We start from the raw sequence: 20,241 nt of genomic DNA on the forward strand, positions 1-20,241 counted from the left end.
TATCCAGGTAATCCACTCCCGGTGGAGATACTGCACCGCGCACCACAGCTTTTTCATGGCACATTTATGCATATATTTTTGCACGAATGTGCATTGACGTGACGCGTTTCGTGCAGTATACTGTTAGTAGAGATAAAAATATACAGGAAAAAGCTACTGGAGGACAGTAAAGTGAAAGTACTTGTACCAGGTGGTGCCGGATATATCGGTTCGCATACAGTACGTGAGCTGGTTGCGCGCAACCACGAAGTTGTTGCTCTGGATACACTGGAAAACGGCAATCGGGCCGCGCTCCTGGGTCAGCCCCTTATCCAGGGTAGCATCAATGATGCGGCACTGCTGGATAAAATTTTTGAGCAGGAGAAACCCGACGCGGTAATCCATTTCGCGGCCTATAAAGCGCCGGGCGAGTCTATGACGCAACCAGCTAAATACTTTCGCAATAACGTCAGCGGCACGCTGACCTTGCTTGAAGCCATGCAACGCCATTCGTGCAACTATATTATCTTCTCTTCAAGCTGCGCGATCTTTGGTACCCCTAAAAATCTGCCGGTGACGGAGAATGCTCCTTTCGGTCCTGAAAGTGTCTATGGTGAAACCAAGCTGATGGTGGAAACTATGCTGCGCTGGCTCGATAAAACTACTTCGTTGAAATCAACCAGCCTGCGCTACTTTAACGCGTCGGGCGCCTCGCTGGATAATAAAATTGGCGAGGACTGGCGTATCACCGGCAACCTGATTCCCCTGGTGATGAAAGCCGCGGTGGGCAAGACGGAATCGGTGAAGATCTTTGGTACCGACTATCCGACCCCCGACGGGACGGCGATCCGCGATTATATCCACGTGGTCGATCTGGCGACCGCCCATGTGCAGGCGCTAGAATCGCTGGTGAAGACCAATAAAAGCACCGCCTACAACCTGGGTACCGGCGTTGGTAGTAGCGTCAAAGAAGTTGTCGATACGGCCAAACGTATCAGTGGCGTTGATTTCAAGGTTGAGTTGGAACCCAGACGCGCCGGAGATCCAGTAGCGATCTGGGCCGATAGCAGCAAGGCACAGAGAGAACTGAACTGGAAACCACAATACACCCTGGAGGATATCGTGCGTACCGCCTGGAAATGGCACAGCACACACCCGAATGGTTATACTGAGGAGCAGTAATGAGCGAGACAACTTTTCCCCGGCAAACCCGGTGGGAAGAGCGCTGGCACCCACTCCGCGAGGAGTGGGTGGTCATCGCCGCGCATCGCCAGGATCGTCCATGGATTGGAGAGACCGTTTCGATCGCCGATCGAGAGATACCAGCGTACCAGGCAGATTGTTATCTCTGCCCTGGCAATAGCCGCGTCTCAGGCGCGCACAATCCTGATTATACAGGCGTCTATGTCTTTGATAATGATCATCCCTGCGTGGGCCTCAATGCGCCGGAAGAACCGCCAGTGCCTCAATATCCCTACCGTGTGCGCCCGGCACGTGGACTGGCCCGCGTCATCTGTTATAGCCCCGCCCACAATCTGACCCTGGCGGAGATGGCACTCCCTAATATCGAAGATGTTGTTTCTATGTGGCAGACACAGACGCGTGAGCTCCAACAAGTGCCGGGCATCAAACACCTTCTCTTCTTTGAGAACCGGGGGGAGGTGGTCGGCGTCTCCAATCCACATCCACATGGGCAAATCTATGCCACCAATTTCGTCTTTAAATCCATCGAGACCGAACTTTTCGCGGCTCAGCGCTATCAGGTTGAGACCGGACAACATCTCTTTAGTACGATCATATCAGCCGAGCAGCGCGACGGCAGACGCGTTCTTTATGAAGATGAGCATAGCATCGCCTTTGTCCCCTACTTTGCCCGCTACGCCTATGAGGTCTATGTAGCGCCCAAGCGCCGCGTGCCGTATGTCTCGGATCTCAATGAACAGGAAGTCGTTTCGCTGGCGCGTGCGCTCAAAAATGTGACGGTGCGCTTTGATAACCTGTGGCAGATGCCCTTCCCTTATGTGATGGCCCTGCACCAGGCGCCCAATGATGGTGACTACGGGGCGTATCATTTCTTTATCGCCTTCCATCCTCCTCTGCGCCAGCCCAGCCGGCTCAAATACCTGGCTGGACCCGAGATCGGTGGCGGCAATTTCATCAGCGATACGCTGCCAGAGGAAAAGGCCGCTGAATTGCTCCAACAGGCTACCGTGCACTATCGTGAGCAGAACAAAAGGAATGAGCTATCATGATTCGCGCCGCTAATGAACTTTTGAGTACGATTCGCCAGATCCACACCGCCATTCGCGATGAGGTCGTAGCAACCTGCGAACGCGACTCGCTGAACGCGTTAAGCGAGATTGTGGCCGATCAGGCCGGCGATACCATCTTCGCCATCGACCGCGTCTCCGAACAGATCCTGCTCCAACATTTTGAGCAGTTGGGCAGCCGCTGGTCCTTTGTACTGGTGGCCGAGGGTCTGGGGGAAGACGGGCTGATGGTTTTTCCGCCCGAAACCGATCCAACCCAGGCCGAACTGGTCATCATCATTGATCCCATCGATGGCACGCGTGGCCTGATGTATCAGAAGCGCGCCGCCTGGATTCTGACCGGCGTAGCCCCCAATCGGGGCACGTCCACCAATCTTTCGGACATAGAGCTGGCGGTACAGACTGAGATTCCCCTGGTGAAGCAGCACCTGAGCGATTGTCTGTGGGCCTTCGCCGGGCAGCCAGCTCAGGGTGAGCGCTATAATCGCCTCACCGGCGAGAGCACGCCACTACATCCTCAGCCATCGCAGGCCCAGACCATCGCTCAGGGCTATGGCAACATCTCACGCTTCTTTCCAGGTGTGCGAGCCGAGCTGGCCGCCATCGATGACGAATTGATCCTGCGCACGCTGGGACCCGCCGCTGCTGGTAAGGTGCAGGCCTTTGAGGACCAGTACATCAGCAGTGGTGGACAGCTCTATGAGCTGATGATGGGGCACGACCGCTGGGTAGCGGATCTGCGTCCGCTGGCCGAGCCGCTGCTGGCCGCGCGCGGTCAGGCATCCGGTCTCTGCTGCCATCCCTATGATCTCTGTACCGAGTTGATCGCGCGCCAGCTGGGTATCATCATCACCGACGAACATGGCGAACAGCTTAGCGCCCCTCTGGATGTCTCGACCGATATGTCCTGGATCGGCTACGCGAACAGCGCTATTCACGAGCAGATCGCCCCCGCGTTGAAAACATTGCTAGCACAACATTTCACTCCAAAATCATCGTCGTAAGTGCCGGGCTTGCCCCGGCTTTCCAGCTTAACAAACGGGCAATGAAAGGAGTCACTCCCTTATGTGGCATTACCAGTCGGGCCAGTACGCCACAGATATAGAACGTCTGCTGACGGATCTCAATACTCGGGCAACCGATTTTTTTTCACCAGATAAACCGCTCCTGGTGGCGCGTGCCCCCGGCCGTCTGGACCTGATGGGAGGCATCGCCGATTACTCTGGTTCGCTGGTGCTTGAGATGCCGCTAGCGGTAGCGACCCTGGCCGCCATCCAACCTACCGATGATCCCAGCATCACGGTCTGCAGCACGGCTGCCAGCGAAATTTCGGAGCAGTCCGTGGTCAGCCTGCCACTCAGCAGTCTACAACGTGCCGACCAGCCACTTGACTATAATGAAGCCCGGCTCCTGCTCAATAGCGATCCAGCGACCTCGTGGGCAGCCTATGTTATCGGCGTGGTAGTAATTTTGCAGCGAGAACGGCAGTTGAATCTGACCGGCGGCCTGCGCATCATGATCCACTGTGAGGTCCCCATCGGCAAAGGGGTCAGTTCTTCGGCCGCCCTGGAGGTCGCAGTAATGCAGGCCCTCCAGGCACACTATCAGCTGCAGATCAGTGGGCGCGAAATGGCGATTCTATGCCAGCGGGTCGAGAATCTGATCGTGGGTGCCCCTTGTGGGGTAATGGACCAGATGACGGCGGCCTGCGGCGAGGACAATAGTCTGCTGGCCCTGCTCTGCCAGCCTGCGGAGCTACAGGGATCGGTACCTCTGCCCGAGGATGTCGAGATCTGGGGCATAGACTCAGGAGTGCGCCACGCCGTTTCTGGCGCGGACTATGGCTCGGTACGCATCGGCGCCTTTATGGGATACCGCATGATCGCCGACCTGCGCGGCTTTTCCGCTACCGCACAGACCGATACAACCGTCGCGATCGATGATCCCGACTGGCAAGGCTACCTGGCCAATATCACCCCCTCGCTGTGGGAAAGCCGCTACCGCGATCAGCTTCCTCTGACCATCCAGGGTGCGGACTTTCTGGCGCGCTATGGCGGTACTACGGATGCCGTCACGCGTATCGATCCCGAGCACAGCTACGCGGTACGCCAGCCAACGGCCCATCCCATCTATGAGCATCACCGCGTACGCCTCTTCCGCACCCTTTTACAGGACAGCTCCGCCAGCGATGAGCAGTTAAGCCTGCTGGGAGAGCTGATGTATCAATCCCACATCAGCTACAGCGCCTGTGGATTAGGCTCGAACGGTACCGATCGCCTGGTTGAGCTGGTACGCGAGGCCGGAACAGCCTCTGGACTCTATGGAGCCAAGATCACCGGTGGTGGTAGTGGCGGCACCGTAGCCATCCTGGCCCGTATCCATGCCGACAAACAAATTCAGAGATTGGCGACACGCTACGAGCATGAAACAGGCTTAAAAACCACCATCCTGCGCGGCTCATCACCGGGCGCCTCCGCCTGGGGTAGCTGCGAATTGCGCCATGGTTGACCGGACGAGGAAGCCGCAAGCCGGGGCATGATATTTAACAAATAAAGCTGGTATAAAGCGGGGAGGTGCAGGAGGGCCGGCCCTCCTGCCGGGGGTGTGGGGCGAGCATGCTGGGAGCATGCTCAAGTCCCCCACCAATCCCCCTTCCCCTTTCCCCGCCGCTGGCGGGGATACATGAGGCATGTTATGCCACGTTAAAAAGTTAAAGATCATAGCCCGGCCGCTACTTGTATACGGTACAATGTACATGTTAAACTGAGGCCGTCAAATTGCAAGGCTGTTTTTTCGATAAAGATAAATAAGGAAAATGACTTTGATGCTTCAAGATATTTTAGCTCACAATGAGCGCTTCCTTCAGCAAACAACGCTGCCCCACGTTGGACATGCTCCGAGTAAGCATACGGCGGTAGTTACGTGTATGGATTGTCGCCTGGTCAACATGTTTGAGCCCGCCCTGGGTCTGGAGCGCGGCGATGTGCTGGAACTGCGCACGGCTGGCGCCACTATCTCATCACCTGAGCGTGCTAAAGCGGACAACGATCTGATTCGTTCTCTGGCCGGTGGCGTCTACCTGCTGGGGGTGCGCCAGGTCTTCGTGGTCGGACACACCGAGTGCGGCCTCTCAAAAGTCGACCCGACCGTTCTGACCTCAGCCATGCAGGCGCTGGGAGTCGATCCACAACAATTGATCCAGCAATGCAACCTCAAGGATGCCAACGGGCTGGTTGATTGGATCGGTGCCTTTAAAGATGTACATCTCAATGTGCAAGAAGTGGTTGACATTATTCGCCAGAGTCCCTTCTTGCCCCGGATTCCAGTCTATGGACTGGTCATCGATATCAATACGGGTAAATTAACCGTTGTCGACGATGGAAGCAAAGCGAAAGCATAAATTTCATCTTTTTTGTGTGGTGGCGCAAGCGCGCGCCGGTTGCGCCACCACACAAAAAAGATGAAATTTTTCGCATGTGGTACAATGCGGGTAATCACTGACACCCTGTGCCATGATTACCCGGGGTTATTTTCAGGAGTCACGTACTGCAAGCGTCCATAGGCGAAGGTACGTGCTCTTTATTATGTTCCAAACCTTATACTCCGCTCCTTTGCATATGAGGAGCGGTCAGGCGGAGAAAGGACTCCTAAACGAATGGCAAACAAGACACCAATTACAGTGGCCCACGGTGATGGTATCGGGCCGGAAATTATGGATGCGACCCTCCATATTATCGAGGCGGCGGGTGCCCAGATTGAGCCTGAAACCATCGAAGTTGGCGAAAAGGTCTATCTACGTGGTATTAGCGCCGGAATTGAGCCCAGCGCGTGGGAATCGCTGCGCCGCACCCGGGTCTTCCTTAAAGCTCCTATCACTACGCCACAGGGTGGTGGCTATAAGAGCCTGAACGTGACAACACGCACCACCTTTGGCCTCTACGCCAACGTCCGTCCCTGCGTCTCCTATTATCCATTTGTCGATACCAAGCATCCTGTCATGGATGTAGTAATCATTCGTGAAAATGAAGAGGATACGTACACCGGTATCGAGTATCGCCAGACGAATGATATGATGGAGTCGCTGAAGCTGATCAGCCGCCCTGGTTCAGAGAAGATCATTCGCTACGCCTTTGAATATGCACGCGCCAATAATCGCAAAAAAGTCACCTGCTTCATGAAAGACAATATCATGAAGATTACCGATGGCCTCTTCCACAAGGTCTTTGATGAGATCGCCAAAGAGTACCCCGATATTGAGAATGAGAGCTGGATCGTCGATATCGGTTCCGCCAAGTTGGCCGATACCCCTGAGGCCTTCGACGTTGTGGTGATGCCAAACCTGTATGGTGATATCCTGTCGGACGTGGCGGCTCAGATCGCCGGTTCGGTCGGACTCGCTGGCTCGGCCAATATCGGTGAGCAGTGCGCGATGTTCGAGGCCATCCACGGTTCAGCCCCCCGTCGCGCTGGACAGAACCTGGCCAATCCTTCTGGCCTGCTGCTGGCCGCGGTAATGATGCTGGTCCATATCGATCAGCCTGAAGTCGCGACCCGCGTGCACAACGCCTGGCTGCGCACGATGGAGGATGGTATCCATACCTACGACATCTTTGAAGAGGGTGTCAGCAAGCAGAAGGTTGGCACGAGAGAATTCGCCGAGGCCGTAATTGCGCGCCTGGGACAGGAGCCTCAGACCCTGAAGGCGGTGCACTATGCTTCCGCCCCCAAACAGGAGACCAGTGAGCAGATTGAGCGCCAGCGCGTCGTGAGCAAGAAAGAGCTGGTTGGCGTAGATGTCTTCCTGGATTGGGCCGAGCATGATACCGAGAAGCTGGCTGCCCTCCTGCAGCAGGCCAACGGCGATGGTCTCGAATTGAAGCTGATCACCAACCGTGGAGCGCGCGTCTGGCCCCATGGTCTCCCCGAGACCTTCACGACCGACCACTGGCGCAGCCGCTTCCTAAGCAAAGGCACCATCAACCACGCCCAGATCACCTCACTGCTCCAGCGCATCAATGAGAGCGGCCTGGACTTCATCAAAATCGAGAACCTCTACGACTTTGATGGCCAGCCCGGCTACTCATCCGTTTCCGGCGCTTAAGCGTCAAAAAAAACAGTAAGAAAGGACCGTGTATGTGCCATCCGCTCAAGCGGACGGCACATACACGGTCCTTTCTTACTTAATAAAAAAATATCATTGTGTATCATGTTGCAATATACTGTCGTATGATACAATGGAGACGTTATTGCCTTCGTATTAGTCATTGCCAGAAAAAAGTGAATAACTGTATGCAGACCCATATCTATAAAAATTCGACCAGTTTCTTGCTGATCCTGGTCTGTGCCTTTATGCTATTTTTAAGCGCCTGTGGCGGCTCCAGCAGTCCGGTTAAAACCAATCAGCCAGCTACCACTCCTACAGCTACCACGGTTGCCAGTGCAAAGCTTCTCAACGGACCGCTGGTATATGTTGCGCTCGGAGCTTCAGACGCGGTCGGGGTGGGAAGCCAGCAGCCGGGGTCCCAGGGCTATGTCCCTTTGATTTCTGATCGTCTGCCCAAGGGATCACACATGATTAACCTGGGCGTCAGTGGGATCCACCTGCATGAAGCATTGACCCGAGAGCTCCCGCTGGCTCTGAACACCGATCCGCAGTTGATTACGATCTGGCTGGTCACCAACGACTTTATCGCAGGCGTCCCTTACAATGACTATATGCACGATCTTGATTCTATGCTCAAACAATTGCACTCACAGACCCAGGCCCGCATGGTTATGGCCAACCTGCCAGATCTGACACGTCTACCTGCTTTTGCGCGGAGCAGTGCCGCCCAAAAAACGCAGATGCGATCCGAGATCCAGCGCTGGAATGCCAGCATTGCCAGCCTGGCACATAAGTATGGTGTTACGCTGGTTGACCTTACTGCTGAGGATAGCCTGCTCACCTCACATCCCGAATATATCAGCGGTGACGGCTTCCATCCAAGCGCCGCCGGTTATGTACAGCTCTCAAACCTCTTCTGGCAGGCCATCAAATCCTGATCATGGCATAGAGCAAACGCATAGAGCGGCAGACACACGGGGGTATCTGCCGCTCTATGCGTTTGCTCTCAATTATTGCTTCTCTGAAGAGGCGATAATTTCGTTTTCGCCTTCAACGGTAAATACCAGGCGTTCACAGATATTGGTGCAGTGGTCAGCGACGCGCTCTAGCTTGTGGGCGATCCATAAGAGATAGGTGACGCGCTGCAAAGCCTTGGAGTCATTCTGCAACGTAGGAATGGCATGGGCGCCAGCCATCATGGCCATCAGATCATGGCGCACCAGGTGATAGCGCACATCCACCACGTCGTCCTCTTCCCAGATGTAGCGAGCCGCCTTCACATCGCGCTCAGCCAACGCCTTCATGGCCCCCTGTAAGACGCGACGCGCCTCTCGACCCAGTTCAAGGATGCCGCGCAGAGCCGTGGCTTCAGAAACCTGGGTATCACCAGTGGTTGCGGTACTTACAATTCCATCACCGCTACGCAAGGGTGCCATGCGCAAAAGAATCTGAGCGATACCAGCTGCCCCATCACCTGTACGCTCCAGATCACCAGCAATGGCCAGGGCCGACGTTAGATAGCGCAGATCGCGACCACCAAGAGGCTGCTGCATCGTTAGCAGGCGAATAGCATGTTCCTCCACTGTCTTACGTAAGCTATCAATTGTTGAATCAGCTTCAATGACCATACCCGCCTGTGCGAGATCGCCAGTCGCCAGGGCCTGCAGAGATTTATCTAATGCCTCATCGACGAGGGCACCTAAACGTTGAATCTGAGAATCCAACTCCTGTAATTCTCTATCTAATGTTGATCTTGCCATTCAACTCTCCTCACTCGGTTCTTATTGGCAATGCTATCACAAGCAATCGAAAGCATCACTTACTTGTAACCAGCTACAAATACCTTTTAATTGAAAGGAACAAATCAAATATTCAATCGATACATCATCAATTCCAGTTACTATTAGCGATAACTAAAAATAGCACAAATCTTTGCGTTAAAGAGGACTTTAGATGCATGCAATACTCTAATCTGCATATAAATTTGCACACTAAGCATAGTGTAGCATATTTATCAGAGGAATGATAGAGTCATAGTCTAACCCCACATTCTATTCTTTAGGGATAAGGCTTTACAAACTATAGTGTATCATGGAACGCACATAGAGTACCTTCTTATGCATGATAAACAAATATAAACCATATACTTGAAAAGCATCTTTATATATCCCTGTTATGAAGAGCAGAGGAACTGGTTTTAAATACTTGTTTTATGGTTAACAAGAGAGAATCGATATCAAAGGGCTTATAGACAACCTTCACTCCCTGCGCTGACAGATATCCTTCCTGCTCCTGCACTTCATCAATAGCGGTAGTGCAGATAATAATGGGGATATGGGAAGTGGGACGATACATTTTGAGCATCTGTAACATCTGCCAACCACTTTTCTGACTCCCATAAATAAAGTCGAGAATAATAAGATCAGGCTGGATATGCTCAATTTCCTGCGTCTTTTGCATTGGATACGATGACAGAAACACCTCAAAACCTTCTTCTTCTAGCAGGACACGAAACAGGTCGAGGATAGCCTCAGTATCATTGATAACCAATACTCTCTTCTTTGCATCTTTCATCATCAGTGTATAGCCTTTCCTGGGTATTTTTTCTGACGACCTTAACACGTCTTGCGGAATTTATTAGTAACAGAGCATCCCAGCAACCCTTACGGCCAAAAAAATGTGGTTATAATAAGCAAACATACACATATTAATAATCTATTTAAAGCAACCATACTCCCACCTCATTACACTGAAATAATGCGACCATTTTTTACTATACAAGCATAACTCGTAATATTAATATAAATAAAAGAGTGCTGATACTTGCGTTCTCCAGCCCCGTAGGCATCTGAAAAGCAACGCAATTGACAGTCATTCTTAGCGCATGCTACATTAGCAGAAAGGTTCCATCCACAAGGCAGGCAGTAGAAAAAGGAACAAAAACCATGTCAACGAAAAGACTACTTGGCGTTTTTGCCCACCCCGATGACGAGGGACTTATCAGCGGTGCTCTGCTGAAATATCAGGAACTAGGTGTTGAGACCGGCCTTGTCTATGCTACGCGTGGGGAAGTCGGAGAATCTTCCGACCCGATCCTGACCGCACCAAACAACCTTGGTGAGATTCGTGAGGAGGAGATGCGTGAGGCCGCCCGGGTGCTCAATGTCCAGCATCTATGGTTTCTGGGGTATCGTGACTCAGGGATGCCTGATACACCCGCCAACCAGCATCCCCAGGCGCTCATCAATGCCAATGCAGCCGAAGTAATTGGCAAGATCGTTAAGATCATCCGCGAATTTCAACCACAGGTCATTGTGACGTTTGATGAATCCGGGGGCTATGGTCATCCAGATCACATTGCCATCTATAAGTACACGATTGGAGCCTTTCATGCCGCGGCCGATAACGATCTCTATCCTGAGATGGGCCCTGGCTATTCCGCCTGCAAGCTGTACTATACCTCGTATTCACGCCGCCAGGTGTTGATGATGTCCGAGTGGATTCAGGATCAGGCCTTTGACAATGTATTCAAAAATCTGGACCTTGAACATTCGGGCTTTGATGATAATCAGATCAGTGTCCTGCTGGATGTTGAGGACTGGCAGCAGGAGAAGAAACGCTCGTGGGATATGCATCGCAGCGAGGTAGATTCGGTGCTCCCGATCATTCGCCTGCCGCGCGAGCTACAGCGCAAGTGGCGCAGTTCCGAATACTTTCAACTGGCCACCTCGCGCGTGGGCAACGACAACATGGGTGAGAATGATCTGTTTGCCCATGTCCCTTGATAGGGAGATAAACACATAAAAAAACTTCTCCAGGCAGAGAGGTTTTTTTATGTGCTCAACCGCTTATTTCTTGCCCAGTTTAGCCATGACGGCTCCCTTCAGCATCGATACCTCTTCTACCTTGAAGGCAATCACCAGCGCAAAGTAGACGATGGCCGCGATACCTCCGGCGATGATCACCGTCACCAGGCTGCTGATAAACGGCGATGACGCGAACAGGTGCAGATGTCCCAGGCCAAACTGGAGTCCCCAGGCCGCGGCCACCATCACAGCGGTCGCCACCAGCATCTTCAACAGCGCTGGCAAAACGCCACGCAGATGCAGCGATCCAATTGTCTTCCAGAGAATAAGCAACAGGATCAGCGGATGCAGGGTGTTCTGCACGGTATTGGCGAGGGCCATCACCGGTACACCGACGGTACGCCAGAACGGCAGCGCGACCGCCAGGTAACCCATCACACTGAGCACCAGTACGGCGACGGGGATGATGGTGTTCTTGCGCGCGTAAAAGGCCGAGATAAGCAACTGATCGATGGCGATAAAAGGTAACTGGTAAGCAAAGTTCTGCAACACCGTCGCGGTCACGACCGCCTGTGCCGGTGTAAAGTTGCCGTGCCGGAATAGCAAGGTAACAATCGGCAGTTTCAAGACGATCAGGCCGGCGGCGGCAGGAATCATCAGCAGCAGGCCCAGTCGGAAACCGAGCAGCAGCGTGCTCTTGAAGCGCTCGATGTCTCCTTCGCGCATATACGTAGTCAGAGTGGGCAACACCGCGAACGAGAGCGCCGAAGCGACGAGCCCGCCTGGAAATTGAATGAGCAGGGTAGCGAAGTTCATCGCGGATAGGTTTGCATCACCGCAGCTTTTAACCTGCCGCATCACCTCCATACAGGGCGTCAGGGTAGTCAAAAATTGGTCTAGAAAAGCCACACAGGCAGAAAAGAAGAAGCTAAAAGCGACCGGGGCGTAGAGCTTCAAGATATGGCGCAGCGCTGGATGTTTGAGATCGAGCACAAACATATAGCGCATGCGCTGATTGCGCATGGCCGGAATCAACAGCACGACCTCACCAACCGTACCCAGGATGACACCAAAGGCCAGCCCATAATGTCCCAGACCACCAAATAAGTGATCACCCACCACGGCCGTGAAGATAGCACCCGCGATAATACCCGCGTGATAGGCAGCAGCCGCGAAGGCGGTCCAACCGAACTCCTTTTGAGCATAGAGCGCGGCCTGCAGAACGGCGAAGGGTCCCAATGCAAGCAGTGAGAAGAAGACAATGCGCGTATACTGTAGCGTCAACAGCTTCTCCTGCGCATGGAAACCGGCCGCGAGGATCGTATTGGTAAACCAGGGAGCTACAAAAAAGTAACCCACTGATGAAATGGTCATGATGATCAGGACCAGGTTAACGATGGTAAAAACCAGGCGCCGTAAAGCTTCTCTGTCCTCGGCATAGTCATTGAAAGTAGGAATGAGGGCTCCAGGCACAGATCCGTTGACGATAAAATCATTGAACTTCTGCGCCGGAGAGAGCGAGGCAATAAAGGGTCCTGAGATAAGCGGTCCGGTAGAAGCGACGAAGCTCTGTCGTAGCATACCTAGCAAGCTACTGCCCAGGTTGCCCAGGGCGACCAGCGAGGCCGACTTGACCAGTTCCCTGCGATCGCTCTTTACCTCTCGTTCAGTTGGAGCAGTGGTTACTTCCTGCTCTTCCGATATTGTGGTTTCGGGCGCGGAGAGCGCCGCATCTTCATCCTGAGGAGCAACGGGCGCGGACTCAATAACCTCCATGCTAGCCTCAGAATCTCCATTCCGTCCGCCCAGCACCGTAGGCACCGCCTCTACCGCATCGTTATCTTGATTGTTTTGAGATGAGAGTGTTTTTTCATTGATAGAATCTTTTGCCATAAAAATTGCTCCTCATAGATCCATAAGCAAAAATAGTGGAGCTTCACACATAAGCAGAGTAACCACCCCAACCAACCATAAACCCTATGGCAAACGCTTGATTTTCGCGATCAACTCTGTGGTCGAGTGATGTGGTAGATAAGGGATAAGCTTGATTTCACCATTATAAGCCATGACATGCCTGGCTTCGGGCAGTCGCGTCGTATCGGGTTGACCACCCTGCGCCCCGGCGTAGTCGGCGCCCTTGACATAGATATCCGGACGCAGGAGATCAATCAGCGCCTCCGCGGTCGTTTCGGGGAAAATCGTCACATAATCGATACAGGATAGGGCCGCCAGAATCTCTGCCCGCTCGTCTTCGGGAACCAGGGGACGCGTAGGACTTTTGAAGCGGCGTACGCTCTCGTCGCTGTTCAGGCCCAGTACCAGGAAATCACCCTGCGCACGTGCTTCCTGAAGGTAGCGGATGTGGCCCAGATGTAAGAGGTCAAAGCAGCCGTTGGTAAAGACGCAACGCTCACCCGCCTGCTGACGTCGTCTGACCTCCTCGGCCAGTTCTGTACGCGTTAAGATCTTGTTTTGCGTCAACTCTTGAATCGTTTTACTCATGTAGAATTCCCATCAGTTCATCAGGTGTATTGCTGGCGCATCCCATGCGGCGTACGACCAGTGAGGCCGCGGCATTGGCCAGGTAGGCCGCCTCCGCCATACTGGCGCCAGCGGTCAAAGCAAGGGTAAACGTAGCGGCAACCGTGTCGCCCGCGCCATTGGTATCCACGATCTCGCTGCCAAAGGCATGTGGATAGATGGGCAGGTGTAGAGGTATTTTGCCAACCTCAAACAGACTCATCCCCTCGCTACCACGGGTAATCAATACACCCTGCGCGTTGCTTCTCTCTAATAAACGTCGCCCGACCTCATTTAATTCTGCCTGAGTACGAATGGTGATACCAATCTCAGCTTCGGCCTCGGGCTGATTCGGCGTCAAAGCGGTCACACCCTGGAAACGCGAGAATGATCCATGCGAGTCCACCACCACCACTTTGTTCAGGGACCGGGCCGTGGGGACGCAGTTTTCGATAATCTCAGGACTGATCACGCCGTTGGCGTAATCGGATATGACAACAGCATCGATGGTGGGAAGGACACGCCCGATGTAGTCGAGCATCTGACTCTTGCTGGCGGGACTGATATCGGATGTGTCGACGCGATCGACGCGCACGATATGCTGCTGCACGATCTGCGGACTACCGGCCAGGATGCGCGTCTTGGTGGAGGTGGGACGATCCTTATCGGAGATCACGCCGTCCTGATTCATGTTCCAGGTAGCGATAGCTTCGCGCAACTTGCGGCCCGCGATGTCGTCACCCACCACACCAGCCAGCAGAGTATCAGAGCCCAGCGAGCGGGTATTGACCGCGACGTTACAGGCTCCCCCCGGAACGATACGCTCTTCGGTCAGGTCTAATATGAGAACCGGAGCCTCGCGTGAGATGCGCGCGGGGTTTCCGATGATATATTCGTCAGATACCATATCTCCGATCACCAGTACGTGCTTGCCCGCGAAGGAGCGAATCAGCGAGCGCAGCGTGCTGGCAGTGGGGATAGAGGTAGGAGTGTCAAGCGTCATGAGAATTACGCCCTTTCAATACCACATGCAATACAAATAGAGGTAGAGCTAACATTCTTCGCCAGCGCCATGGTTCACGATAGAGGCGATACAGCCATTCGAGTCCGCTCTTACGCATCCAGAGAGGAGCCCGGCGCTGTTTGCCCGCCAGAAAATCAAAGGAGCCACCGACGCCCATCGCCAATGCCACCGGCAGACGACCAAGGTTGCGATATATCCAGAGATCCTGGGCGGGCGCGCCATAGGCGACACATAGGACATCAGCCCGCACAGCACGGATACGTTCAAGGATATCCAGTTCTTCTTCTACAGCTGGTGAACCCGCGTAAGTGCCCGCGATCTGCAAATCGGGATAAAGGTCCTGTAGGCGAGCACCAGCGATCTCAGCCACGCCTGGGGCTGCCCCCAATAAGAACATGCGATATCCCTGCCCGGCACATAATCTGGCCAGCTCAAGCAGGGTGTCAACGCCTGTGACCCGTTCCGGTGTTGGCTGACGCAAAAAGCGGGCCGCCAGCACAATACCGATCCCATCCGCCATCACCAGAGCGGCCTGGTTGATACAGGTACGGAAGAGGGGGTTTCGCCGGGCCGCCATCACGAACTCGGGATTGACGGTGATGATCTGCTGGCAGGGAGACGGTGTTGGATTGGCACGAGCGGAAGAGAGTATCTGCTCCAGGTGAGCAAGTACCTGGCGTTGGGTGAGGCGATCTACACGCACCCCCAATATATAAACGGGTGGTGGTACATCAGACGGTCGTGTATTGAGCATTTGTACCATAGATTTACCAATGAATTACTTCTTTTTCAAAAGCAGAAAGCACTATATCAGGACGTGTCTCCTCAATGTAGCGCCTGATATGGGATAATATTTCGTCAGCGAGCTGACTACTGTTACTAACATGGCTCAACCCGATTTTGGCGCTCTGCCAGAGGTCGTTATCGCCAACTTCAGCAATCGAGACATCAAACTTGTTGTGTACACGAGCCATGATAGATTTTATAATTTGCCGTTTATCTTTTAATGAGTGGCATTCCGGCAAATGCAATGTTATTTCAGCTGCAGCTATAACCATGCGTGTAGTATAGCATATGCAGGGCTGCCTTTCTCTTTTACTTGACCTATGGACTATTGGGACGCCATGCGCGCTCTTCCGAAGCTCACTCGCGCCTGCGGCGCGAGGGGGGAAAAGAAGAGAGGCAGGGACACCCCGCACCCCGGCATGGGGACTGCCGTCCCCCTGCACCCCCTGCTGCTTTGGTGCGCGGGGAAGGACAGAAGGCGGAGACACCCCGCACCCCTTACATTCGGCACCGGAGCGGGAGGTGCAGGAGGGCCGGCGAGGCCCTCCTGCCGGGGTGTGGGGTGTCCCCACAGAATCTCTTTTCTCTTCTTTCGCCGCCGCCCGCAGGGCGGCACTACGGGGCTAGGGGCTACGCCCCTGAAAGACGTCTACCATTATTCCACTCCTCTCATGCGAGAGGAGTGGAATAATGGTAGACTCGACGCCTCTGCTCAACTCTGATACAATTCTCAGTAAAGTTTATATGATTTATGATGAGGGTAGAGACATGCTAGGAACGAGTCCACAGGGCGGAAAGTCGAAATTGCCGATGCAGGGGGTACCTCAGCCGACGCGCGATGAGGTTTTGAAGCTGCCCCGGGTCCATATTTCGTCTCATCCTGTGATGGCGCATAAGATGACCCTGTTACGCAATAAGAATACTCCTCCTCCACAGTTTTATCAACTGGTGAAGGAGATCGGGGCGCTACTGGCTTATGAGGCGACGGAGAAGCTGGCTCTGGAGAAGAGCGAAATCGAGACGCCATTGCAGAGTACCACGGGCTATCGCTTAGCCGGTGGCATCGGGGTGACACCCATCCTGCGAGCGGGCCTCGGACTGGCCGAGGGCTTTCGCCAGGTGATCCCGGATGTGCAGGTCTGGCATCTTGGTTTGCGCCGCGACGAGGAGACGTTGCAGGCTATGGAATACTATAATCGCCTGCCACACCAGGTAGATCTACAGGTTGTCTACGCAGTAGATCCAATGCTGGCAACGGGTGGTTCAGCCATCGATGCGATCAATATTCTTAAGCGCCGGGGCATTCCACGCCTCTCGTATCTGGGTATCATCGCCGCTCCCTATGGGCTACAGAGACTGGCCCAGGCGCATCCCGATATAGATATTTATGTCGCGGCGCTCGATGAGTCGCTCAATGATATGGGTTATATTGTTCCAGGTCTTGGGGATGCCGGAGATCGCCAGTTTGGGACCTTCTAGTCCGGCTGCTCTATCAGCCGTTCTGCTGGATATAAAGGATTAATTTCTGTGTCTACGCCATCTGATTCTTTTTCGTCGGAAGATTCTGCTCGCGAAACGCAGCCTCCACAGTCAGCAGGGGCGGGATTGCCCCCTGAAGGAGAGACAGAATCACAGACCACACCGCCTCCCGCCTCCCCTTCTCCACAGTCACAGTTACCACCAGAAGCTCAGGGGGAAACCAATGGTGGCCCCCTTGGTTGCTGTCTGGGTACCATGGTCGGTATGCTACTCAGTTTGAGCGTGGCCCTCTTTGGTCGCTTCTACGCAGATCCCCTGGCGAGCGTACTCCACAGCAGCTTGAGCACGACCATTCGCGTCGTGATGTTTGTGGTTGCACTGCTGGCCGTGATCATCTGTGGCTACTTTGGTTGGAAGATAGGAAAACGCCTTTATCGTGAATATGAAGAGCCACGGGTAAGGCAGAGGAAACGCAAGCGTCGCCGGTAAGTAAATATGCTATCATTCATAATGATATTTCTTTGACAAAGAACCTGACTAATCAGAACCAGTAACCAGATTCGCCAGGCTGTATGTCTTCTGGTAGGTTTGAACAACCAGCTGGAATTCAGGCTTTCCAGACAACCCACCAGCGATAGCAAAAACACGACCATTCTCAATTCCAATCACCTTATGCTACCAGTTATACGTGAAAAGTAAGTAGTATAGCCATAACGCCTCCGGGTTCACCGAAACAACGTATCTATCTGAAAGGACCCGTAAATATGGATGTATTTTGTATAATAAAAACAGGCGTACCGGTACCTTAAACCGCTCATGGCTATAAGGAGTTCCCTACCAATGACACAGCAATCGACAGCCATACAGCCACAAAAAAATATATTGATCGTCGAGGATGATCCCAACAATAGGGAATTTCTTTCCCTGGTAATTTCGCAGGAGACAATCTATACGCCAATCCTGGCGGCCAACGCGGACGAGGCGCTACAGGTAGTTCAGACGATAACGCCGGATCTCTTTATACTTGATTATTTTCTACCTCCAGGCATTAATGGTTTTGAACTTTATCAACAACTCCACCAGCAAGCGGGGCTGAAAAACGTTCCTACTATTTTTCTGAGTGCCAGCACTGAAAAAGAGGATATTAAACAGAGCAATGTGCTTTTCTTAGAGAAACCATTTGAATTGGATGAACTGCTAAAAACTATTGAAAAAGTGGTAAAGATGTCCGATACATCCAGCTCTCCTCATTAGACTCAAATTTAAATGGTCGGAAACATTTTGCCGCCGATCGCTGCAGGTCCTACACTTTTTGTATATTCCCATCGTTGCCGTCGAAGATGCCTGAATTTTATATAGCGTGAAACGGGATACCCTTTATCCGCGTACCTAATATGACTCTATTTATCCAGTGGTTGAAACAGGAGTTGGAACCTATGTCAGACAAAACAACCTCAGGCACTAAAGATGCCGTTGCAATAAAAACCCTCCTTGTGGTTGAAGACGATTTAGATATTGGCGAGTTTATTGTTCATGCGATTCAACAGGAAACACCTTATCAGGCATTCCTGGTTGTCGATGCCTTTAAAGCGTTGAACGCTATCCGTCAACGTAAGCCAGATATGTTCCTGCTGGACTACCAACTTCCTGGTATGGATGGTCTCGAATTATACAACCTTCTACATACAACTGAGGGGTTGGAAAATACACCTGTTCTATTTATGAGCGCGAACTTTTCTGAAAAGGAATTAGACAGGTTGCGCCTACCCTATATAGAAAAGCCTTTCGAACTGGATGACCTCTTACAAGAAATTGAAAAAATAATAACTGCATAAAAGCTGCACAAAAGGAGACGCGGGGTAAGTAACTGCTTACCCCGCGTCTCCTTTTGTGCAGCTTTTATGCAGTTCACCTGGTGGTTAGGAGGCGATGAGGCATAAAGTACTATGCCTGTTTTATCAGTAGAACGGATAGGAGTATGATACGAGTAATAAATAGGGGGAAAAGGAAGCGAAGATAGTTACCCTGGCAGGTTGGAAAGAGAGCATACATGCGCGTTGTCATTTTCTGTGATATGGAAGGCATTTCTTGTATTGAGGCATGGGAGCAGGTTAACGCCGGGACAGCCCTTTATGAAGAATGTCGCAAACTCTACACCGATGAGATGAACGCGGCCGTACGGGGAGCACGAGCGGCCGGGGCAACTGAAGTGGTGGTAGTCGATTGTCATGGAGCCGGGGGAGCCTATAGCTTTAAAAGTTTCCTACCATCGCGGCTGGAGTCGGGCGCGGAATATGTATTCGGCTATCCATGGGCTCGTTATATTGAAGCCTTTGAAAAAGGGTGTGATGCAGTCCTTTTTGTGGGTGCCCATGCTATGGCTGGTACACCAGATGGGGTGCTCTGCCATACCGTTTCTACCGAAGAATGGCACAATGCCTGGATTAACGATACGCTAGTGGGAGAGAGCGGCATCCTGGCCGCCATCGCAGGCTGCTGGGATGTACCAGCTATCTTCGCTTCTGGTGACGAGGCGACCTGCCGCGAAGTCAAGGCACTGCTGGGTGAAGAGATTGTGACCGCCCAGGTTAAACAGGGGCTTGGACGCTATACAGCCAGGAACCTGGCTCCCCAGGATGCCTGCTCTCTGATCGAGATGCGCGTGGCGCAGGCTCTGAGTCAGAACGCAAACTGGCCCAAACCCTACAAGGTCGCGGGGCCGGTGACGTTCCGTGTTGAACTGGCCACCCCAGAGCGCGCCAGCAGCTTTATCGGACGCGAGGGCGTTCGCATTGAGGGTCCGCGCATGGTGTCAGCGACCGCTGATACTTTCTGGGAAGCCTGGGACCACTTCTGGTATAGACACTGATATAACAGACCAGGGACAATCGGGGGATGCCAACCTGTTTAAGTGTTCTTAAACAGAATATTCTTTAAGATAAAACATACGAGTTATTCGAATAGATTGCCACAGAGCACAAGAAAAAAGAAAGGGCAGCCATGCAAAGTTCTGCTCACTCGCAATATATGGATGAGAGCTATTCATCGATTTTTTCAATCGCCAATACGTTTGATGTCGTCGACCCCGATGCGCCGGAAACCGCTTTAAGTGCTTATGAGCAGGCCATCTTCCTGGCACCACGCGCGGCCGCTTTGTATTACCATAAGGGGCAGGTGCTGGAGCAGATGGGCAGAACAACCGAGGCTCAGAACGCCTATACAGAAGCACGCCAACGGGGTCATCGGTGCTAGGAGTTTGACGGCGCGGCCCTC

21 protein-coding genes are annotated in these 20,241 nt (G+C 53.0%); 14 read left to right on the forward strand and 7 right to left on the reverse strand.

The window, feature by feature from the left end; genetic code table 11:
* Positions 1–171: 171 nt before the first annotated feature.
* From galE to KTT_RS07205, 7 genes are all read left to right on the forward strand, one after another.
* Positions 172–1,161, forward strand: a complete 990-nt coding sequence (gene galE / locus KTT_RS07175; RefSeq protein ID WP_126595327.1) for a UDP-glucose 4-epimerase GalE — start codon at positions 172–174, stop codon at positions 1,159–1,161.
* Positions 1,161–2,231 carry a galactose-1-phosphate uridylyltransferase gene (gene galT, locus KTT_RS07180; RefSeq protein WP_126595328.1) on the forward strand — a complete coding sequence of 357 codons (1,071 nt, stop codon included), beginning with the start codon at positions 1,161–1,163 and terminating at the stop codon, positions 2,229–2,231. Before galE ends, galT begins: the two co-directional genes overlap by 1 nt.
* On the forward strand, positions 2,228–3,253 hold the full coding sequence (locus KTT_RS07185) for an FIG domain-containing protein (RefSeq protein ID WP_126595329.1): 1,026 nt from the start codon (positions 2,228–2,230) through the stop codon (positions 3,251–3,253). The genes galT and KTT_RS07185 overlap by 4 nt, the downstream gene beginning before the upstream one ends.
* A 61-nt stretch (positions 3,254–3,314) precedes the next feature.
* Complete coding sequence (locus KTT_RS07190; RefSeq protein ID WP_126595330.1) at positions 3,315–4,757, forward strand: galactokinase; 1,443 nt, start codon at positions 3,315–3,317, stop codon at positions 4,755–4,757.
* A 316-nt stretch (positions 4,758–5,073) separates the two neighbouring features.
* Entirely contained in the window at positions 5,074–5,649 is a 576-nt protein-coding gene (locus tag KTT_RS07195) for a beta-class carbonic anhydrase (RefSeq protein WP_160145704.1), read from the forward strand.
* Positions 5,650–5,904: 255 nt separating this feature from the next.
* Positions 5,905–7,350: an NADP-dependent isocitrate dehydrogenase gene (locus tag KTT_RS07200; protein ID WP_126595332.1), complete on the forward strand. Its 1,446-nt coding sequence runs from the start codon at positions 5,905–5,907 to the stop codon at positions 7,348–7,350.
* A 188-nt stretch (positions 7,351–7,538) separates the two neighbouring features.
* Positions 7,539–8,291: an SGNH/GDSL hydrolase family protein gene (locus KTT_RS07205; RefSeq protein WP_160145705.1), complete on the forward strand. Its 753-nt coding sequence runs from the start codon at positions 7,539–7,541 to the stop codon at positions 8,289–8,291.
* 72 nt (positions 8,292–8,363) lie between these two features.
* Here KTT_RS07205 and phoU read toward each other — a convergent pair whose 3' ends face one another.
* Entirely contained in the window at positions 8,364–9,113 is a 750-nt protein-coding gene (phoU, locus tag KTT_RS07210) for a phosphate signaling complex protein PhoU (RefSeq protein ID WP_126595334.1), read from the reverse strand.
* Between the two features lie 400 nt (positions 9,114–9,513).
* Complete coding sequence (locus KTT_RS07215) at positions 9,514–9,930, reverse strand: response regulator (RefSeq protein WP_235845629.1); 417 nt, start codon at positions 9,928–9,930, stop codon at positions 9,514–9,516.
* Positions 9,931–10,298: 368 nt separating this feature from the next.
* On the opposite strand from KTT_RS07215, the gene KTT_RS07220 reads away from it, so the two are divergent.
* On the forward strand, positions 10,299–11,138 hold the full coding sequence (locus tag KTT_RS07220) for a PIG-L family deacetylase (RefSeq protein ID WP_126595335.1): 840 nt from the start codon (positions 10,299–10,301) through the stop codon (positions 11,136–11,138).
* A gap of 63 nt (positions 11,139–11,201) precedes the next feature.
* Here the strand turns inward: KTT_RS07220 and murJ are convergent, their stop codons facing one another.
* From murJ to KTT_RS07245, 5 genes are all read right to left on the reverse strand, one after another.
* A complete protein-coding gene (murJ, locus tag KTT_RS07225) occupies positions 11,202–13,052 on the reverse strand; it encodes a murein biosynthesis integral membrane protein MurJ (protein WP_126595336.1) in 1,851 nt (616 codons plus the stop codon).
* Between the two features lie 84 nt (positions 13,053–13,136).
* The gene (locus tag KTT_RS07230) at positions 13,137–13,661 is read right to left on the reverse strand and encodes an adenylyltransferase/cytidyltransferase family protein (protein WP_126595337.1); all 525 of its coding nucleotides are present in this window, start codon (positions 13,659–13,661) and stop codon (positions 13,137–13,139) included.
* Positions 13,654–14,682, reverse strand: a complete 1,029-nt coding sequence (locus KTT_RS07235; RefSeq protein WP_126595338.1) for a bifunctional heptose 7-phosphate kinase/heptose 1-phosphate adenyltransferase — start codon at positions 14,680–14,682, stop codon at positions 13,654–13,656. Before KTT_RS07235 ends, KTT_RS07230 begins: the two co-directional genes overlap by 8 nt.
* Positions 14,672–15,466 carry a WecB/TagA/CpsF family glycosyltransferase gene (locus KTT_RS07240; protein ID WP_218030851.1) on the reverse strand — a complete coding sequence of 265 codons (795 nt, stop codon included), beginning with the start codon at positions 15,464–15,466 and terminating at the stop codon, positions 14,672–14,674. Before KTT_RS07240 ends, KTT_RS07235 begins: the two co-directional genes overlap by 11 nt.
* Positions 15,467–15,470: 4 nt before the next feature.
* Entirely contained in the window at positions 15,471–15,761 is a 291-nt protein-coding gene (locus KTT_RS07245; RefSeq protein WP_126595339.1) for a DUF503 domain-containing protein, read from the reverse strand.
* 418 nt (positions 15,762–16,179) lie between these two features.
* On the opposite strand from KTT_RS07245, the gene upp reads away from it, so the two are divergent.
* From upp to KTT_RS07275, 6 genes are all read left to right on the forward strand, one after another.
* Positions 16,180–16,968, forward strand: coding sequence for a uracil phosphoribosyltransferase (gene upp / locus KTT_RS07250; RefSeq protein ID WP_268904496.1), 789 nt, complete (start codon positions 16,180–16,182; stop codon positions 16,966–16,968).
* A gap of 48 nt (positions 16,969–17,016) precedes the next feature.
* Positions 17,017–17,457: a hypothetical protein gene (locus KTT_RS07255; RefSeq protein ID WP_126595340.1), complete on the forward strand. Its 441-nt coding sequence runs from the start codon at positions 17,017–17,019 to the stop codon at positions 17,455–17,457.
* A gap of 351 nt (positions 17,458–17,808) precedes the next feature.
* Entirely contained in the window at positions 17,809–18,222 is a 414-nt protein-coding gene (locus tag KTT_RS07260; RefSeq protein WP_160145706.1) for a response regulator, read from the forward strand.
* A gap of 182 nt (positions 18,223–18,404) precedes the next feature.
* On the forward strand, positions 18,405–18,803 hold the full coding sequence (locus tag KTT_RS07265; RefSeq protein WP_160145707.1) for a response regulator: 399 nt from the start codon (positions 18,405–18,407) through the stop codon (positions 18,801–18,803).
* A gap of 215 nt (positions 18,804–19,018) precedes the next feature.
* Positions 19,019–19,837, forward strand: coding sequence for a M55 family metallopeptidase (locus KTT_RS07270; RefSeq protein WP_126595343.1), 819 nt, complete (start codon positions 19,019–19,021; stop codon positions 19,835–19,837).
* A 131-nt stretch (positions 19,838–19,968) separates the two neighbouring features.
* Entirely contained in the window at positions 19,969–20,220 is a 252-nt protein-coding gene (locus KTT_RS07275; protein WP_126595344.1) for a hypothetical protein, read from the forward strand.
* The last annotated feature ends 21 nt before the right edge of the window (positions 20,221–20,241 follow it).

Source organism: Dictyobacter aurantiacus (assembly GCF_003967515.1).
Taxonomy (GTDB): domain Bacteria; phylum Chloroflexota; class Ktedonobacteria; order Ktedonobacterales; family Ktedonobacteraceae; genus Dictyobacter; species Dictyobacter aurantiacus.

Coding starts and splice junctions, on each gene's coding strand:
- galT (WP_126595328.1), top strand. CDS start 1,161: ATGAGCGAGACAACTTTTCCCCGGCAAACCCGGTGGGAAGAGCGCTGG.
- KTT_RS07185 (WP_126595329.1), top strand. CDS start 2,228: ATGATTCGCGCCGCTAATGAACTTTTGAGTACGATTCGCCAGATCCAC.
- KTT_RS07190 (WP_126595330.1), top strand. CDS start 3,315: ATGTGGCATTACCAGTCGGGCCAGTACGCCACAGATATAGAACGTCTG.
- KTT_RS07195 (WP_160145704.1), top strand. CDS start 5,074: ATGCTTCAAGATATTTTAGCTCACAATGAGCGCTTCCTTCAGCAAACA.
- KTT_RS07200 (WP_126595332.1), top strand. CDS start 5,905: ATGGCAAACAAGACACCAATTACAGTGGCCCACGGTGATGGTATCGGG.
- KTT_RS07205 (WP_160145705.1), top strand. CDS start 7,539: ATGCAGACCCATATCTATAAAAATTCGACCAGTTTCTTGCTGATCCTG.
- phoU (WP_126595334.1), bottom strand. CDS start 9,113: ATGGCAAGATCAACATTAGATAGAGAATTACAGGAGTTGGATTCTCAG.
- KTT_RS07215 (WP_235845629.1), bottom strand. CDS start 9,930: ATGATGAAAGATGCAAAGAAGAGAGTATTGGTTATCAATGATACTGAG.
- KTT_RS07220 (WP_126595335.1), top strand. CDS start 10,299: ATGTCAACGAAAAGACTACTTGGCGTTTTTGCCCACCCCGATGACGAG.
- murJ (WP_126595336.1), bottom strand. CDS start 13,052: ATGGCAAAAGATTCTATCAATGAAAAAACACTCTCATCTCAAAACAAT.
- KTT_RS07230 (WP_126595337.1), bottom strand. CDS start 13,661: ATGAGTAAAACGATTCAAGAGTTGACGCAAAACAAGATCTTAACGCGT.
- KTT_RS07235 (WP_126595338.1), bottom strand. CDS start 14,682: ATGACGCTTGACACTCCTACCTCTATCCCCACTGCCAGCACGCTGCGC.
- KTT_RS07240 (WP_218030851.1), bottom strand. CDS start 15,466: ATGGTACAAATGCTCAATACACGACCGTCTGATGTACCACCACCCGTT.
- KTT_RS07245 (WP_126595339.1), bottom strand. CDS start 15,761: ATGGTTATAGCTGCAGCTGAAATAACATTGCATTTGCCGGAATGCCAC.
- upp (WP_268904496.1), top strand. CDS start 16,180: ATGGTAGACTCGACGCCTCTGCTCAACTCTGATACAATTCTCAGTAAA.
- KTT_RS07260 (WP_160145706.1), top strand. CDS start 17,809: ATGACACAGCAATCGACAGCCATACAGCCACAAAAAAATATATTGATC.
- KTT_RS07265 (WP_160145707.1), top strand. CDS start 18,405: ATGTCAGACAAAACAACCTCAGGCACTAAAGATGCCGTTGCAATAAAA.
- KTT_RS07270 (WP_126595343.1), top strand. CDS start 19,019: ATGCGCGTTGTCATTTTCTGTGATATGGAAGGCATTTCTTGTATTGAG.
- KTT_RS07275 (WP_126595344.1), top strand. CDS start 19,969: ATGCAAAGTTCTGCTCACTCGCAATATATGGATGAGAGCTATTCATCG.